The sequence below is a fragment of the uncultured Jatrophihabitans sp. genome (genome assembly GCF_964244045.1).
Classification (GTDB): Bacteria; Actinomycetota; Actinomycetes; order Mycobacteriales; family Jatrophihabitantaceae; genus Jatrophihabitans.
Genome location: NZ_CAXTHK010000022.1, coordinates 1 through 15,458, shown reverse-complemented (window position 1 = coordinate 15,458; position 15,458 = coordinate 1). Strand labels below are relative to the sequence as shown.

At 69.3% G+C, this 15,458-nt stretch carries 16 protein-coding genes; 11 read left to right on the top strand and 5 right to left on the bottom strand.

All coding sequences use genetic code 11. From position 1 onward, the window contains the following. The first annotated feature begins 33 nt into the window (after positions 1-33). Positions 34-924: a TrmB family transcriptional regulator gene (locus ACFFC4_RS15665; RefSeq protein ID WP_375502502.1), complete on the top strand. Its 891-nt coding sequence runs from the start codon at positions 34-36 to the stop codon at positions 922-924. Between the two features lie 3 nt (positions 925-927). Here ACFFC4_RS15665 and ACFFC4_RS15660 read toward each other — a convergent pair whose 3' ends face one another. Further along, positions 928-1,692 (bottom strand): SDR family NAD(P)-dependent oxidoreductase, encoded by a 765-nt coding sequence (locus ACFFC4_RS15660; RefSeq protein WP_375502500.1) that lies wholly within the window; start codon positions 1,690-1,692, stop codon positions 928-930. A 34-nt stretch (positions 1,693-1,726) separates the two neighbouring features. Then, positions 1,727-2,587 (bottom strand): amidohydrolase family protein, encoded by an 861-nt coding sequence (locus ACFFC4_RS15655; RefSeq protein ID WP_375502498.1) that lies wholly within the window; start codon positions 2,585-2,587, stop codon positions 1,727-1,729. Between the two features lie 64 nt (positions 2,588-2,651). Between ACFFC4_RS15655 and ACFFC4_RS15650 the strand changes: the two genes are divergently transcribed. From ACFFC4_RS15650 to ACFFC4_RS15635, 4 genes are read left to right on the top strand one after another with little or no spacing between them, the layout of a single operon-like run. Further along, positions 2,652-3,572, top strand: a complete 921-nt coding sequence (locus ACFFC4_RS15650; RefSeq protein ID WP_375502496.1) for a fumarylacetoacetate hydrolase family protein — start codon at positions 2,652-2,654, stop codon at positions 3,570-3,572. Further along, entirely contained in the window at positions 3,569-4,462 is an 894-nt protein-coding gene (locus ACFFC4_RS15645) for a VOC family protein (RefSeq protein ID WP_375502494.1), read from the top strand. The genes ACFFC4_RS15650 and ACFFC4_RS15645 overlap by 4 nt, the downstream gene beginning before the upstream one ends. 5 nt (positions 4,463-4,467) lie before the next feature. Then, a complete protein-coding gene (locus tag ACFFC4_RS15640) occupies positions 4,468-5,505 on the top strand; it encodes an alcohol dehydrogenase catalytic domain-containing protein (protein WP_375502604.1) in 1,038 nt (345 codons plus the stop codon). A 20-nt stretch (positions 5,506-5,525) separates the two neighbouring features. Beyond that, the gene (locus ACFFC4_RS15635; protein ID WP_375502492.1) at positions 5,526-6,305 is read left to right on the top strand and encodes an SDR family NAD(P)-dependent oxidoreductase; all 780 of its coding nucleotides are present in this window, start codon (positions 5,526-5,528) and stop codon (positions 6,303-6,305) included. Positions 6,306-6,361: 56 nt separating this feature from the next. On the opposite strand, the gene ACFFC4_RS15630 is transcribed toward ACFFC4_RS15635, so the two are convergent. The 3 genes from ACFFC4_RS15630 to ACFFC4_RS15620 are packed head-to-tail and all read right to left on the bottom strand — an operon-like array spanning position 6,362 to position 9,427. Then, positions 6,362-7,285: a VOC family protein gene (locus ACFFC4_RS15630; protein ID WP_375502602.1), complete on the bottom strand. Its 924-nt coding sequence runs from the start codon at positions 7,283-7,285 to the stop codon at positions 6,362-6,364. 51 nt (positions 7,286-7,336) lie between these two features. Further along, the gene (locus tag ACFFC4_RS15625) at positions 7,337-8,251 is read right to left on the bottom strand and encodes an MBL fold metallo-hydrolase (protein WP_375502490.1); all 915 of its coding nucleotides are present in this window, start codon (positions 8,249-8,251) and stop codon (positions 7,337-7,339) included. Between the two features lie 24 nt (positions 8,252-8,275). Then, a complete protein-coding gene (locus ACFFC4_RS15620) occupies positions 8,276-9,427 on the bottom strand; it encodes an FAD-dependent monooxygenase (protein ID WP_375502488.1) in 1,152 nt (383 codons plus the stop codon). Positions 9,428-9,559: 132 nt separating this feature from the next. On the opposite strand from ACFFC4_RS15620, the gene ACFFC4_RS15615 reads away from it, so the two are divergent. The 6 genes from ACFFC4_RS15615 (at position 9,560) to ACFFC4_RS15590 (ending at position 15,184) form a co-directional block, all read left to right on the top strand. Continuing rightward, entirely contained in the window at positions 9,560-10,483 is a 924-nt protein-coding gene (locus ACFFC4_RS15615) for a LysR family transcriptional regulator (RefSeq protein WP_375502486.1), read from the top strand. A 140-nt stretch (positions 10,484-10,623) separates the two neighbouring features. Further along, positions 10,624-11,577: a fumarylacetoacetate hydrolase family protein gene (locus ACFFC4_RS15610; RefSeq protein WP_375502484.1), complete on the top strand. Its 954-nt coding sequence runs from the start codon at positions 10,624-10,626 to the stop codon at positions 11,575-11,577. After that, a complete protein-coding gene (locus ACFFC4_RS15605) occupies positions 11,574-12,584 on the top strand; it encodes an amidohydrolase family protein (RefSeq protein WP_375502482.1) in 1,011 nt (336 codons plus the stop codon). The genes ACFFC4_RS15610 and ACFFC4_RS15605 overlap by 4 nt, the downstream gene beginning before the upstream one ends. A 3-nt stretch (positions 12,585-12,587) precedes the next feature. Then, the gene (locus tag ACFFC4_RS15600; RefSeq protein ID WP_375502480.1) at positions 12,588-13,511 is read left to right on the top strand and encodes a fumarylacetoacetate hydrolase family protein; all 924 of its coding nucleotides are present in this window, start codon (positions 12,588-12,590) and stop codon (positions 13,509-13,511) included. Then, positions 13,508-14,365, top strand: coding sequence for an SDR family NAD(P)-dependent oxidoreductase (locus ACFFC4_RS15595; RefSeq protein ID WP_375502478.1), 858 nt, complete (start codon positions 13,508-13,510; stop codon positions 14,363-14,365). Before ACFFC4_RS15600 ends, ACFFC4_RS15595 begins: the two co-directional genes overlap by 4 nt. A gap of 75 nt (positions 14,366-14,440) precedes the next feature. Further along, the gene (locus ACFFC4_RS15590; protein ID WP_375502476.1) at positions 14,441-15,184 is read left to right on the top strand and encodes an SDR family oxidoreductase; all 744 of its coding nucleotides are present in this window, start codon (positions 14,441-14,443) and stop codon (positions 15,182-15,184) included. Positions 15,185-15,458: the final 274 nt, after the last annotated feature.

Below are 15,458 nucleotides of genomic sequence, written 5' to 3'. Positions count from 1 at the left end.
TATGCATCTTAATCCCACGAGAAGGGTCCCCGAATGGCGACGTTTCCCGGCTCAGCGCCCGCGGCCGACGCACGATTCACCGAAGCGCTGTCCAGCCTCGGATTTTCCCAGTACGAGGCGCGCTGCTACGTCGGCCTGCTCGGTTCGGCGCCCCAGACCGGGTACGCGGTGGCCAAAACGACAGGCGTCCCGCAACCCAAGGTGTACGAGGCGCTGCGCAAGCTGGTGGCCCGCGGAGCCGCCCGCCAGCTGCCTGGCGAGCCAGCACGCTTCGCAGCTCTGGATCCGGCCACGCTGCTCGACGGTTTGCAGGCCGCATTCGACGAGCGGCTCGACGACGCGCGCCGATCGACGCCGGACCTCACGGACATCCCGCAACCGTCGACCCAGGAAGACGTCGCGGGACTGGCCGGGCGCGACGCAGTGCTCGCGTCGGCAAGCGCGGCCCTGCACGCCGCTGTGCGTCGCGTGTACCTGTCGGCGAGCGCAGCCGAGATCACCGCGTTGGCCAACGAGATCGCGGCCTGCGCAGCCCGCGGCGTGGACGTCGTGGTGCTGGCTTTCGGCCGCATCACGCTGGACGCCGAGGGTGTGCGAGTATTTCGGCACGCCAGCACAGACGGCGCGGTATTCCGCCACCATCAGGCCCGGCACGTCGCCATGGTGGCCGACTCGCGCGAGACCGTGTTCGGCCTGGCCGCAGACGGCCGGGCATGGTCCGGTGTCCACACCGCGAACGCGGCGATCATCGCGGCCGTCAAGGGCTACATCCGCCACGACATCGACATGCAGCAGGTGTTCAACGACTTCGGCGCGCAGCTCGTCACGGCCTACGGACCCGGCCTGCAGGAGCTGGAGAGCTACCGGGCCGAGCAGCCGCGCACGGCCGACCGCGGCGCGGCGTCGGCCCGACGCACCGGCTGACGCTCACGTCGTCGCCGTGTACCCGCCGTCGATGACGATCACCTCGCCCGTGACGAACGGGTGGCTGACGGCAAGCGCGTGAATGCTCTCCGCGACGTCCTCGAGCGTGACGTTGCGCCGCAGCGGAGTGTGCTGGGCGCGCCGCTGCATGAGCCGGTCGTAGTTGTCGCCGAGCGTGCGCTCCATCCACTCCCCGGCGATCCATCCCGGAGCGACCGCGTTGACCCGGACCTCGGGCGCAAGTACCGCCGACAGCGTTCGGGTCAGGTTGACTACAGCGGCCTTGCTAGCCGCGTACACCAATGGCTGGGGTCCCGGCCGCAAGCCGACGATGCTGGCCACGTTGACGACGGAGCCGCGCGCCGCCCGCAGGCCCGGCGCCGCGGCGCGGACGACCTGCACGAGACCGCGCACGTTCGTCGCCATGACCCGGTCCCAATCGGCGAAGTCGAGAGCGTCCAGGTCCCGCGGCGGGGTCTCGCTGGTGGTGCCGGCGTTGTTGACGAGGACGTCCAACGCGCCGGTCCGTTCGACGGCGCGCCCGACCAGCTCGCGCACCGCCGCGTCGTCGGCGACATCGGCGCGCACCGCCTGGTGAGCGCCGCCGATCGCGTGCAGCTCGCCGAGGACCTGCTCGGCGCGCTCGGCCGACCTGCTGTAGTTGATGGTGACGTCGAAGCCGGCGCTGGCCAGCCGCAGCGCAGCAGCGCGGCCGATGCCGGCGGCCGAACCGGTAACCAGCGCAGCGGGGCGTCGGGGCTCGCTCACGTGCGTCTCCCGTCGTCCTCGCGCGGCCGCGCCATCAGGCTGCCGCCACTCGGTCGAAGCCAAGCACTCGCTCGGCGTTGGCGTGGAACACCTTGTTCATGACGTCCTCGGAGTAGCCGAGGTCGGACCACTCGTTCAGCAACCGGTCGAACGGGATGCTCGGATGGTCGGTGCCAAACATGATCTTGTCCTGCAGGCGGGCTCGGATGTCGGTGCGCAGCCCGGGCGGGAAGTGCTTGGGGGCCCACCCCGACAGCTCCCAGAACACGTTGCCCTTGTGCAGCGCGACCGCCGTCATCTCATCGATCCACGGGTAACCGGGATGCGCCGCGATGATCGTCAGGTCCGGCAGGTCGGCGGCGAGGTTGTCGATCGCGAGCGGGTGCGCGTCGCTGATCCGACTACCCAGCCCGCCCGGCAGCCCCGCGCCCATGCCGGTGGTGCCGACATCGACCATAACAGGCAGGCCGAGCTCGGCGATTCGCGCGAACAGCGGCCGCCACTGCGGGTCGTCGACCCGAAAGTGACCCATGATCGGGTGGAAGTGGAAGCCCAACACGCCGTCTTCGCGAGCTGCTCGTTCGGCTTCGGCGACGGCGGCGACGCCTGACAGCGGATCGACCGCGCCCCATGCGCCCAGGAAGACGTCCGGGTGTCGATCGCGCATGGCCGCGACCGACGTGTTCCCACAGGCTGGGGCCCCGGTGGAGCTTTCGATGTCGAAGGCCACGAGCACCGCCTCCATCCCCGCCGTGCGGATATCGGCGACCACGTCATCCTCGGCCCGGCCCACCCACGGCTTCTTCCAGTAGCGGGCCAGCGCTTCGGCATATGGGCCCTGCGAGCGCACCCACTCGTCGGTGCCGGGATAGCAGTGCAGATCGATGCGACGCATAGGCTCACCCTAACTACTTGAGTAGGTACTACGCTACTGTTGACTGGACCACAGGAGGCAAACGATGACAAGTCCGAGCACGGCCAACTGGGCGCTGGTGACGGTGACCAGCGCAGCCACCGCGGAGCCCCAGGTCGGCGTGCGGCAGCTGGGCGAGACGCAGGTGCGAATCCCGGGGTTCCTGCGCGGCTACGGTGGCGTGCTCGACGTCGTCCGCGACTGGACCGAGCTCGAGCCGGAGCTGCGCGCCCATGACGGCGCCACCGGCGAGCTCATCGCTGACCCGACGATCCTGCTACCGCTGCGGTACCCGGCGAAAGTGCTGTGCTCGGGACCCAACTACCGCGATCACCTCGCCGAGATGAAGCAGTCCGGACTGGGCGACTCGTGGACGGCGTACTTCTTCTTCAAACCACCCACCACCAGCCTCATCGGCCCGACCGATCCGGTGCTGGTCGGCGAGAACTGGCAGCACGACCAGGTCGACTGGGAAGGCGAGCTCGCCGTCGTGATGGCGCGCGGCGGCCGCGACATTGCCCGCGGCGACGCGCTGTCGCACGTGGCCGGCTACTGCGTGGCCAATGACATCTCGCTGCGGGGCCCCCACCGTCGAGACACCCCGGCGGCGCCGTTCGTGTGGGACTGGGTCGCGTCCAAGGGCGCCGACACATCGCTGCCGCTCGGTCCCGGCATCGTTCCCGCGTGGCAGATCGACGACGTTCAGCAGCTACCCATCCGAACCCGGGTCAACGGCGAGCTGCGCCAGGACGGCAATACCTCGGACATGGTGCTCGACGTCGCGACGATGGTCGCGCAAGCCAGCGAACTGCTGACCCTGGAGCCCGGCGATGTCATCGTCACCGGAACCCCCGCTGGCGTCGGCGCCTCGAGCGGCACCTTCCTCGCGCCGGGCGACGTGGTGGACGTCGACATCCCCGGGGTGGGCCAGCTGCGAAACACCATCGAACGCAGGAGCGCGCGATGACGCTCATCACGCGCCTGCGCAGCATCGCCATCTCGGCGCAGGACCCGGCTGTCTTGCTGCCGTTCTACGAGCAGACCTGGGGCCTGGAACGCGTCGCCGAGACGACCGACGGCGCGATTCAGCTACGCGCGCGCGGGCCGGAGCACCATGTCTTCACCCTGGCGCCGGGCCACGGGCACAGCCTGGAGCTGATCAGCCTGGCCGCGTCCTCGCCGGACGCAGTCGACACCATCGTCCAGCGGGCGCGTGACGCGGGCGCAGAGGTGGAGCGACGCCCCGCAGCCAGCACCGAGCCGGGCGGCGGCTACCGGGCGATCATCCGCGATCCAGAGGGCCGGCGGCTGGAGGTCAGCGCCGACCTCGCCGAGCACGACGGCGCGCCCGGGCGAGACTTCGGCCCCGATCGCCTCAGCCATATCGTCCTGAACTGCACCGACATGACCGCGGCCAAAGACTTCTACCAGCAGGTGCTGGGGTTTCAGATCTCGGACTGGTACGAGAACGACCAGATGGTGTTCCTGCGCTGCAACGAGCTGCATCACTGCATCGTGCTGGCGCCGGGCCGCTGGACGTCGCTCAACCACGTCGCGTTCGAGGTCGAGTCAGCGGATGAGGTCATGCGGGCGTTGGGCCGGATGCGCAAGGCCGGCTTCGACACCATCTGGGGACCGGGCCGGCACGGTCCCGGCGGCAATGTGTTCTGTTACTTCGTCGATCCCGTCGGCAACGTCATCGAGTACACGGCCGAACTGCTGGTTCTTGCCGACGACTGGCAGCCGCACTCGTGGGTGCGCAACCAGGAGAACGCCGACGTGTGGGGAACCAGCGGCGGCATCAGTCCCGAGGTCATCGCCGCGATGGCGAACCCACCTGCGGGTGAGCGTTCGTGAAGGCGATGGTGATCAACGGTTTCGGCGGCCCGGAGGTTCTGGTGCCGGCGGAGCTGCCGCTGCCCGAACCGGGCGCTGACGAGGTGCGCATCCGGGTGCAGGCCGTCGCGGTCGCCCGGACGAAGGACGTCGCGGCGCGTGCCGGCCGGCCGCCGTTCGGACCGATGATCACCGCGTTCCCGCACGTGCTGGGCACCGAGCACGCCGGCGTGGTGGACGCCGTGGGGTCAGCCGTGGGCGACCTGTCGCCGGGCACGCGCGTGGCCGTCTCGGCGGTGCTGTCCTGCGGCAAGTGCCGGGGCTGCGTGATCGGCCACGAAGAGGCGTGCGAGACGTTTGGCTTGATCGGCGTGCACCGCCAGGGCAGCTACGCCGAATACGTCGTCGCTCCTGCCGGCAACGTCCATCGGCTGCCCGACGACGTCGACGCGGCGTCCGCCGCGGCGGTGGCCGCGAACGGCCCGGTCGCCCGCGCCCAGCTCGACGCGGGGCTCGTCGGCGAAGGCAGCACGGTGCTCGTCATCGGCGCCGGGGGCGCGTTGGGCTCGATGGCGGCCACGCTGGCGGCGTGGCGCGGCGCGCGCGTGATCGGCGTCGACCGGCTGGCCGACCGTCCCGACCGGCTTGACGGACTGCCGCTCGCGGCCAGCGTCGACGGCGACGGCGAGCAGCTCCCCCAGCTGATCGCGTCCGCGGCCGGCAGCTGGGGACTGGACTGCGTGATCGACAACCTCGGCCTGCCGGCGGTCTGGGCCGCCTACCGGCCAGCCGTCGCGTACCTGGGCCGCATCATCGTGTCCGGCGCGATCAGCCACGACGCGCTACCGATGCAGTTGCTGCCCTTCTACCTGCGCAGCCAGTCGTTGATCGGCGTCCGCACCGGCAACCGCGCCCAGATGGCGGCGGTCTGGCGCGATGTCCACGAGGGATTCCGGCCACCTCGCGATCACGTGCGGCGGGTGCCCTTCGCCGACGTGTCGAATGCTCATGCCCAGGTCGAAGCGGGCACCACGCACGGTCAGACCGTCTTGGAAATGTTGTGAACCAGCCCCAGGAGGCACCGATGAGCTTGTCGGATCAGGTCGCGTTGGTCACCGGCGCCGCCCGAGGAATCGGGCGCGCGATCGCCGAGACGCTCGCCGCAGACGGCGTCGAGGTCGTCGTGGCCGACATCGACGCGGACGAGGCGGAGTTGACCGCCAAGGCGATCACCGCCGGCGGCGGCCGCGCTTTCGCGGCCGCCCACGACGTGCGCGACGAGCAATCCAGCGCCGACGTCGTCGCCCGCATTCTCGAGCGACGCGGTCGGCTCGACATCCTGGTCAACAACGCCGGAGTTGGCCCGCGACCCGGCCCGTTCCACACGCTCACCGCCGACGAGTACGACCGCGTCATGTCGATCAATGCGCGCGGGCTGTTCCTGACGACCAAGGCCGCCACGCCGCCGATGATCGAGCAACGGTCTGGGCGCATCATTCATATCTCGTCGGTGGTCGCGAAACGGGCGTCGCCGAACATCCTTCCCTACGCCGCGTCGAAGTGGGCGGTGATCGGCATGACCCAGACGATGGCCCGCGAGCTGGCGCAGTACGACGTCACCGTCAACGCGGTCTGCCCGGGAGTGATCCGCACCCAGCTGCACGAGGGCGTCGTGGAGAAGATGTCGACGCTGTACGACAAGACCGAGGACGACACCTGGCAGATGTTCTACGACCGCATCGCGCTCGGCCGCTTGCAGGAACCCGCCGACATCGCCGACATGGTGGCCTTCCTGGCCTCGGCGAAGGCCCGCAACATCACCGGGTCGGCGTTCAACGTCAACGGCGGCATGGAGTTCAACTGACGCTGCGAGGTTGAGCCGGCCGCGAGTTCAGCTGACCCCCTGCCGGCGCGGCGGGCTCAGATCGGCGAGCCGGTCCACACGCCGCGGTCCGGGTCGTTGAACATCGCCGGGATCATCTGCTCGGTGATCGGGTTCGACGTCCCCCACTGGTCGGCCTCCTCGGGCGTCGCAACCCAGACCCGCGGCTCCCACGCCGCGTCGTCCTCGATGCGTTCCAGCTCAGTCGTGTATTCGACGATGTTGCCGTTCGGGTCGAGGAAGTAGGAGAACGTGTTGTCCCCCGCGCCGTGCCGGCCCGGTCCCCAGATCGGCGGCCTCCCGGACCGCTTCATCCGCCCCGTTCCCCGCATGTACTCATCAATCCCGCGCATCTCGAACGACACGTGGTTCAGCGACGTGTGCGGCCCGTGTGCGATGGCAAGGATGTGGTGGTCGACGCGGGTGCGCAGGAAGCACATCTGGTCCTCGAGCCAGTCCGACAACCGGAAGCCGAGCAGGGTTTCGTAGAACTTCTTGGTCGCAACCACGTCGGTGGCGTTGACGACCACGTGGCTGAGCTTCTGCGGAATGGACTCGCGGGGTTCGAGCGGACGGTAGGGCCGGTCGGCGACGTCGGCCGACACCTCGATCAACCGCCCGTCCGGGTCGAAGAAGCGCATGCCGTAGCCGCCGCCGGGCGTACCGAGCTTGTCCGGTTCCCGGTCGAGCTGCACGCCCGCGGCGATCATGCGCTCGGTGACTGCGTCGACGTCGTGTGCTGTCTCGACGGCGAACGACAGCAGGTCGAGCCGCTTCTCCGCAGCGCGGCGCACCCGCAGGATGTACTGCTCAGGGTGGGCAGGTGTCGCGAAAAAGGTGATGTCGGAGTCGTTCGCGACGGGCACCAGGCCCCAGATCTTGTCGTAGAAATCGACCGATTCCCGGTAGTCGGGCATGGCGAGGCCCACATGACGCAGGTGGGTAATGGGCGAACGGGTCAGCGGCTCGGACACCGGCTGTCTCCTTGGGACGGGTCGCTGCGGGCGACGGTTTCACGCGTAGCAGGCAAGCGGGCCACCGTGGAAGGCGACCATGTCGGCAAGCGCGGCCGCGACGTCGAGCGGGTGCCCGGCGGGGTCGAGATCGCAGTAGGCGCGGTGCAGGTTGCCGACGATGCGTTCGGCGTCGAGCCAGTCGGCGTACTGGCCGAGGTCGGTTTGCCGCGCGGCGTCGAGCGGCCCGACCTCGGCGTCGAGACCCTGTCGGGCGACGCTGAGCACGAAGCGCAGGTAGCCGACCACGGTGTCGATGAGGCTGCCCGTGCACGGCGCCCCGTGGCCCGGCACGATCACCGCCGCTGGATAGGCGCCGACGACGTCGGTGAGCACGCCGATCGCCCCGCTGACCGATCCCATCAGCAGGAACGGCGTTCCGCCGTTGAACAGCAGGTCTCCGCAGAAGAGCACCTGCTGGCGGGGCAGCCACACCAGGCTGTCGTTGTCGGTGTGCGCCGGCCGGCCGACGTAGCTGACCTCGATCGGGTCGTCGTCGGACCACAGCGTGACCCGGTCGGTGAACGTCAGCGTGGGCGGCGCCAGCTCGATGTCCCCCCAGTCGACCGGATCCCACACGCCGGGCCGTGGCGGCAGTCCGGCCTGCAGCAACGAGGTGCGGCAGTTCTCGTGCGCGACGATGGTCGCCGTGTCGAACAGGTAGTTGCCGAACGTGTGGTCGCCGTGGTGGTGGGTGTTGATCAGCGTCGTGACCGGCGCGCGGGAGACGGTGGCGATCCGCTCGAGGTAGGCCGCGGTGCGGGCACGCGTCGAGCACGCGTCGACGCTGATCACCGCCGTGCTGCCGACGACGAAACCGGTGTTGTTGATCCACCATGAACCGTCGGGCTGGATGTAGGCGAAGACCTGCTCGGCGACCTCCACCAGTTCTGCCGGTCCGAGCGCGGCGCTCACGTCGGACTGCTCACGTCGGGGTGCTCATGCTGGGGCGTCGAGCAACCTGTCGACGGCGCGCGACTGGTCCGGCAGGTGGGTGCGCATCGCCTCCACGGAAGCGGCGTAGTTGTCGGCGTTGATCGCCATCTCGTTCGCCAGAATCTGGTGCGACACGTCCTGCACGAGCTTGGCGCGCGGAAAGCGGCGCTCGCCGAATTGCCGCAGGATCTGCTCGATCGGCCCGCCGCCGGTTAGCGTCTCAGCCAGCATCTCGGCCAGCACGACACCGTCCTCGAGCGCCATGCCGGCGCCCTGGGTGAGGTGGGGCGCGCACGCGTGCGCGGCGTCGCCCAGCACGCCGACCCGGCCGGAGAACCACGGCAGGGGCAGCATGACGTCGGAGATCGGGCTGTACACGATCCCGGCCGGGCCGCTGATCGAGTCACGAACGCGCCCGGGCAGGTCGCCGAAGGGCTCGAGCTGGCTGCGAAGCAGGTCGCCCAGCGTCGCCGGATCGTGCACCACATTCGACGGCTGGGGTGTCACGACGAACATGTACATCGACTCCTCGCTCAGCGGGCAGAAGCCGAGCTTGACGCCGAGTGCCTGGTAGACCCGCATCCCGGTGACCTCCGCCGGTCGCGGCAGCGTGATCCGCAGGACCCCGAATCCGGAGTGCACCGGATCGAACTGGTCGCCGAAGATCTTGCGCCGCGTCCAGGACTTGATGCCGTCGAAGGCAACCACGAGGTCGTAGGTCTCGTGCCGGCCGTCGGTCAGCTCGACCTCGACCTCGTCCCCGCGATCGGCGAGGTCGGCGACGCTGGTGTGGTAGCGGACCTTGATGCCGACGTCCTCAGCCCGCTCCAGCAGGATGCGGTGCAGGTCGAGCCGGGACAGCGCGTTGTTGCAGGGCACGTCCTCTCCGCTGAAGCCGTACGGGATGTTGACCAGATGCTCGCCGTCGGCGCCGTAGAAGTCGCACTGGTCGAACTGGTACCCGACGGCCAGGCAGCGATCGAGCACGCCCAGCGACCTGAGGGCACGCAAGCTGTTCGCAGGCTGATTGATGCCGACCCCGTAGACCGAGAACTCCGGCTTGACTTCGACGACATCGACGTCGTATCCGTGCTGGGTGAGAGCGATGGCCGCGCCGAGGCCGCCGATCCCGGCACCGACGACGAGAACTCTCACGACTGCCTCCGAAGGATCAGATCTAGTGCACTGCACGCTAGGACGCCGAGGCAGGTACGGCATAGACGGCCCTGGGGATGCACGTCATCGACGCTGTCGATGGAGCCCGTTCGTTCTGGGACGATGAACGGCGTGGATGTGTCCGCGACGCTGCGACGAGCCGATCTCAACCTCCTGCTGCCGTTGAACGCCTTGCTCGAACACCGGCACGTCACACGTGCGGCAGAGGCGGTGGGCATCGGTCAGCCGGCGATGAGCGCGGCCCTCGGTCGGCTGCGCCGGCTGTTCGACGACCCGTTGCTCGTGCGCAGCGGTCGAGTTCTCGAGCTGACGCCGATGGGTCAGGCCCTGCTCGAACCGGTTCGGGCCGCGCTGACCGGTCTGGAGCAGCTGTTCGTGACGACTCCGCGCTTCGACCCGGCCGTCGACTTCCGCACGTTCACCGTCGTGGCGAGCGACTACGTGACGCTGGTGCTGCTGCGCCCGCTGCTCGAGCTGTTGTACCGCGAAGCGCCGGGGGTCGCCGTCAACGTGGTTCCGGTGGACGGCGCCACCGCGGTCAATCTCGAGCGGTCGCAGGTCGATCTCGTGATCATGCCGCGCGAGCTGAAGGACATCAGGATGGCTGGCTTCCCGCATCGCGCGCTGTTCACCGACCGGTACGTGCCGGCGGTCTGGAGCCAGAACCGCGACGTCGGAGACATCCTCGACCGCGACGCGATCGTGCGACTTCCCTACATCCAGTACAACCCGGTCGGCGGGAACGCCGCCTACGTCGACGTCCAGCTGCGCGAGCTCGGGATCGAGCCCAAGGTCGCGTTGTCGACGCTCAGCTTCACCCTCGTTCCAGCGTTGCTCCCGGGCACGCCGCTGTTCGCGTTCGTGCACGAGCGGCTTGTCGCGGCGTCACATGTGCGCCGCGACCTCAAGATCCTGAAGACGTCGGTGCAGCTGGCGCCGATCGTGGAGACGATGTACTGGCACCCGGTGCTGCACAGCGACCCGGCGCACCAATGGCTGCGCGAACAGGTGGCGACGCTGGCGGCGAACCTGTGACGCCGCGGCGAGCCCATCGCCGCCGTCGATGACGGGTATCGGCGAGCGCGTCTTTCCCATCTGGGGTGGTCAGACCTAGGGTCGCGACGTCGGACGAGGTGACCGGCGTCGCATCGCCCGCCAAGCCCGACGGAGACCTGATGGCATACCAGCTCGGCACGTTCCGGCCCGCGGTCGGCGACGCCTTCGCCGGCGTCCTGGTGGGCGAGCAGGTGGTGCCGCTGGCCGAGCTCGGCTTCGGCGCCACGACCGTCGAGGCGCTGCTCGCCGACTGGGCCCGCAGCAGCGCCGCCCTCGACGCCGCGGTCTCAGGTGGCGCTGTACCGGCGTCGGCGCTTGCTCTGTCGTCGCTGACCGCCGCCGCGCCATTCGTTCCCAACCAGGTCTTTCAGAGCGGCGCCAACTACCGCACCCACGTGGTGCAGCTGATGGTGGCCGCGGCTGCGGAGCAGGGCGCGGACGATCTTGACGATGTCCGCGCGCGAGCCGTCGCGACGATGGACGAGCGCGCCAGCTCAGGCACGCCGTATGTCTTTCTCGGCCTGCCCTCGGCCGTGTGCGGACCAGTGGACGACGTCGTCCTGCCGCCGACCGGCGTGCAGCACGACTGGGAGCTCGAACTCGGCGTCGTCATCGGCGCCTACGCCTATCTGGTCGACCGGGACCGGGCGATGGACTGCGTTGCCGGCTACGTCATCGTCAACGATCTGAGCACGCGCGACCGGATCTTCCGGCCGGACATCCCGTCGCTCGGCACCGACTGGCTGGCCGGGAAGAACGCGCCGACATTCCTGCCGCTCGGACCGTGGGTGACGCCCGCCCGATTCGTGCCCGATCCGATGGATCTGCGGATCTGCCTCTCGCTCAACGGCGAGGTGATGCAGGACGAATCCACCGCAGACATGATCTTCGACATCCCGCGCCTGATCGAGCACGTCAGCGCCATCACCCCGCTGCGTCCCGGCGACCTGCTGCTCACCGGCTCGCCCGCCGGCAACGGCGCGCACTACGGGCGCTACTTGCGGGCCGGCGACGTCATGGAAGGCGCCATCACTGGCCTGGGCACGCAGCGCAACCGGTGCGTGATCCGGTGAGCCGGACGCAGACAGTCGACGTGCACGCCCACGTCGACGTGCCGGCGATCGACAAGCTGGTCGACGGTCAAGCAGGGCTCGACGCCGAACGCGCGGCGCAGCTCGCGACGTTCGGCGTCGAGTCCACAGCGCGGAACATCGAGCTTGCAACCACGTCATACCAGCCGTTCCTGACGACGCCGGCCGCCCGGCTGGGCCGAATGGACGCCGGCGGGATCGACGTGCAAGCGGTCAGCGTCGTGCCCACGCTCTACCACTACTGGGCCGACGAAGCGCTCGCCGCCGACCTCGTCGCCGCCGCGAACGGGCACATCCTCGACCTCGTCGCGCTCGAACCCCGGCGTCTCGTCGGGTTGGCGACGGTCTCGCTGCAGCATGCGGCGCTTGCCGTCGATCAACTGCGCCGGGCGTTCACCGCGGGAATGCGAGGTGTCCAGATCTCGACCTCAGTCGCCGGCCGAGAGCTGTCCGACCGATCGCTCGACCCGTTCTGGGCCGCTGCCGAGGAGCTGGGTGCGTTCGTCTTCATCCATCCGTGGGGATGCAGCCTCGGCCCGCGATTGGCGACCTCCTACCTCGGCAACATCGTGGGGAACCCGACTGAGACGACGTTGGCACTGACCCACCTGGTCTTCGGCGCGGTGTTCGACCGGTTCCCGCGGCTGCGGGTGTGCGGCGCACACGGTGGCGGGTATTTCCCGCACTACCTGGGCCGCGCCGACCACGCCTACCAGGTGCGCCCGGAGAGCCGAACGATGAGCCGGCCGCCGAGTGAATACCTGGACCGCATCTGGGTGGATTCCCTCGTCTACGAAGCCGACATCCTGACAGCACTGGTGAAGGTGCTGGGAGCTGAGCACGTCGTGCTCGGTTCGGATTACCCGTTCGACATGGGCGTGCTCGATCCGCTCGATCGGCTGGACGCCGCAGGGCTGCCGCCAGCCGACCGCGACGCAATCGCCGGCGGCACGGCCGCTCGGCTCTTGGACTTGGCGACGAAAGGCTAGGACATGCGCTGGTGCACGTACTCGACCGCGACCTCCGACCCGGCCGTCGGGCTCGTCGAGGATTTCGTGGTCTACGGCCTTCGCTCCCCTGCGACGCTGATCGAGATCCTGGGCTCGCCCGAGGCGTTGGCGACAGCAGCTCGATCGGCCCGCACGTCGCCGTCCGAGGCGCTAGCGCTGGCCGACGTGCGATTGCACGCGCCGGTGCCGGTTCCGCCATCGGTGCGCGACTTCATGGCCTTCGAGGAGCACGTGGTCACGGCGACGACCGCGCTGGGGCTTCAGGTCGATCCGCTCTGGTACGAAGTCCCCGTCTTCTACTTCTCCAACCCCGCGGCGATCCGCGGACCGCACGACGACGTCCCGATCGCGCCAGGAAGCGTGGCGTGGGACTTCGAACTGGAGATCGCCGCGGTGATCGGCGCACCCGGTTCGAACATCGCGGCGCGCGACGCCGATCAGCACATCGCCGGGTACACGGTGCTCTGCGACTGGAGCGCGCGCGACCTGCAGGAACGCGAGATGAGGCTGCATCTCGGTCCGGCGAAGGGCAAGGACACGGCCACGAGCCTGGGGCCGGTGCTGGTCACTCCCGACGAGCTGGAGCCGTATCGCGCCGGGAACGCCTACGACCTCGCAATGACAGCGACCGTCAACGGCGAGCCGTACAGCAAAGGCAACTTCTCGACCATTCACTGGAGCTTCGGCGACTTGCTTGCGTACGCGTCTCGCGGAACGGAGCTGCGCACCGGCGACGTGATCGGTAGCGGCACGGTCGGCACCGGATGCATTCTCGAACTGTCCCGCACGCACGGGTTGGACAGCTATCCGTGGCTGGTGGCAGGCGACGCCGTCACGCTGTCGATCGAACATGTCGGCGAGATCTCTGTCTCGGTCACGCCGAGTGTTGCGGGAGCCGGCGCATGAGCACCCGGGAAGGCAAGCTCGACGGACGAGTCGCCGTGGTCACCGGCGCGAGCTCGGGCAACGGCCGGGCTACCGCTCTGGCCCTGGCGCGCGAGGGGGCCGCGGTCGCCTGCGCCGACCTGCGCCCCGACCCGGCGACCGGCGGCTTCGAGGAAACCGGGAGCCTGCCGACCCACGAGCAGATCGAGGACCTGGGCGGCGCCGCGTCCTTCGTGCGAGCCGACGTGACCTCACCGCAGGAGATGGACGCGCTCGGTCAGCAGGCGGTCGAGCGGCACGGCCGCATCGACATCTGGGTCAACAACGCGGGCATCGTCGTGCCGTCGCCCATCGACGACATGCCCATCGACGCGTTCAACAAAGAGCTGGCGGTTGACCTGACCGGCACCTGGCTCGGCTGCAAGGTGGCCGCCCGGGCGATGCGGTCCCAGCCGCGGATCGGCCGCGCGGCCGGTCACATCATCAACCTGGGCTCCATCGCCGGCTCCTTCGGCAACGCGAACATCACCGCGTACGCGGCGGCCAAGGGCGGGGTCCACGCGATGACCCGTGCACTGGCCACCGAGCTCGGTGCGGACGGGATCACCGTGAACGCCGTGCTGCCGGGCTTCTTGCCGACGGCAATGAACCGGGGGTTCTGGGATCACCCCCAGATGCTCGCGGCAATTCTGGCCGCCACCGCGCTCGCCCATCCCGGCATGCCGGAGGATGTCGCGAACGCGATCGTCTTCCTCGCATCCGAAGACGCGGCCTGGATCACCGGCGTGCTGCTCCCGGTGGACGGCGGCTTCAGCGCGATCGGCGCCTTCACCTCGATGGTCGACGTCATGCTCGGCATGTCCGACGACGCCTAGCTGCCCGGACCCGGCCGGCGTTCGCGACCCGCGCGGTTGTCGACTGTCTGCGGAGGTGCATGCGATTATGCGATTGTGCGAATCGCCGTTGCCGGAGCGACCGGAAACATCGGGGCACTCACCGTCGCCGCGCTCGACCGGGCGGGCCACGATGTCGTTGGCATCAGCCGTTCGCTGGGTGTGGACCTGCTGACCGGTGACGGCCTCGACGCGGCGCTGGGCGGTGTCGAGGCCGTCGTCGACGCCACCAACTCCACGGCGACCGGCATCGCTGAGGCGGTGGAGTACTTCAGCACCACCACCAGGAACCTGCTTGCCGCCGAGGAGCGGGCCGGCGTACGCCATCACGTGCTCCTCTCGATCGCTGGGGTCGACCGCGTCGAAGGCGACGCGCACTATGCGGGCAAGCAGGAGCAGGCGCGCCTGGTGGTCGCGGGAGCGGTGCCGTGGACGATCGTTCCGGCCACCCAATTTCATGACTTCGCCGCGTCGGTCGTGCAATGGAGCGAGCACGACGGCATTGCCCCGATTGCGCCGCTGCTGGTGCAGCCCATAGCACCCGCGGACGTGGCGGACATTCTTGCCGAGGTCGTCGCCGGCGCGCCGCAGGGGCGCTACGCCGACATCGCCGGACCCGACCAGCAGGACCTGGTCGACATGGCCCGGCGTACCAACGACGCGCGCGGACACGCGGTCAAGCTCGTGCCGACCTGGTCGGGGATGTTCGGCCCGGCAATGGCCGGCGACGTGTTGCTGCCCTGCGACGGCGCCCGCATTGCCCCGACCACCTTCGAGGACTGGCTCGCGACGCAGCGGTAGGCGTCGGCGCTATTCGTTGGCGCTATTTGTCGACACTGCGGTCGGCGGCCAGCTGAAGGGCCAGGTGCAGGTCGTCACGCCCGTGAGCTCCCGGGTGTATGTGGCGTGGGGTCACCTCCGCGGGCGCGCGGACAGCGCGTCGGGCGATATCACCGTTTTGGGCCAGTTTCGACGCTCAAGTCGAGCAGTCGGCAGCCGATGGTTGCGGTGTACGCCAAGACGCCGAAAGGGCGGTGGTGAAGTGGACGGTGGTCTTGAGACCGCAGTGGCTGTG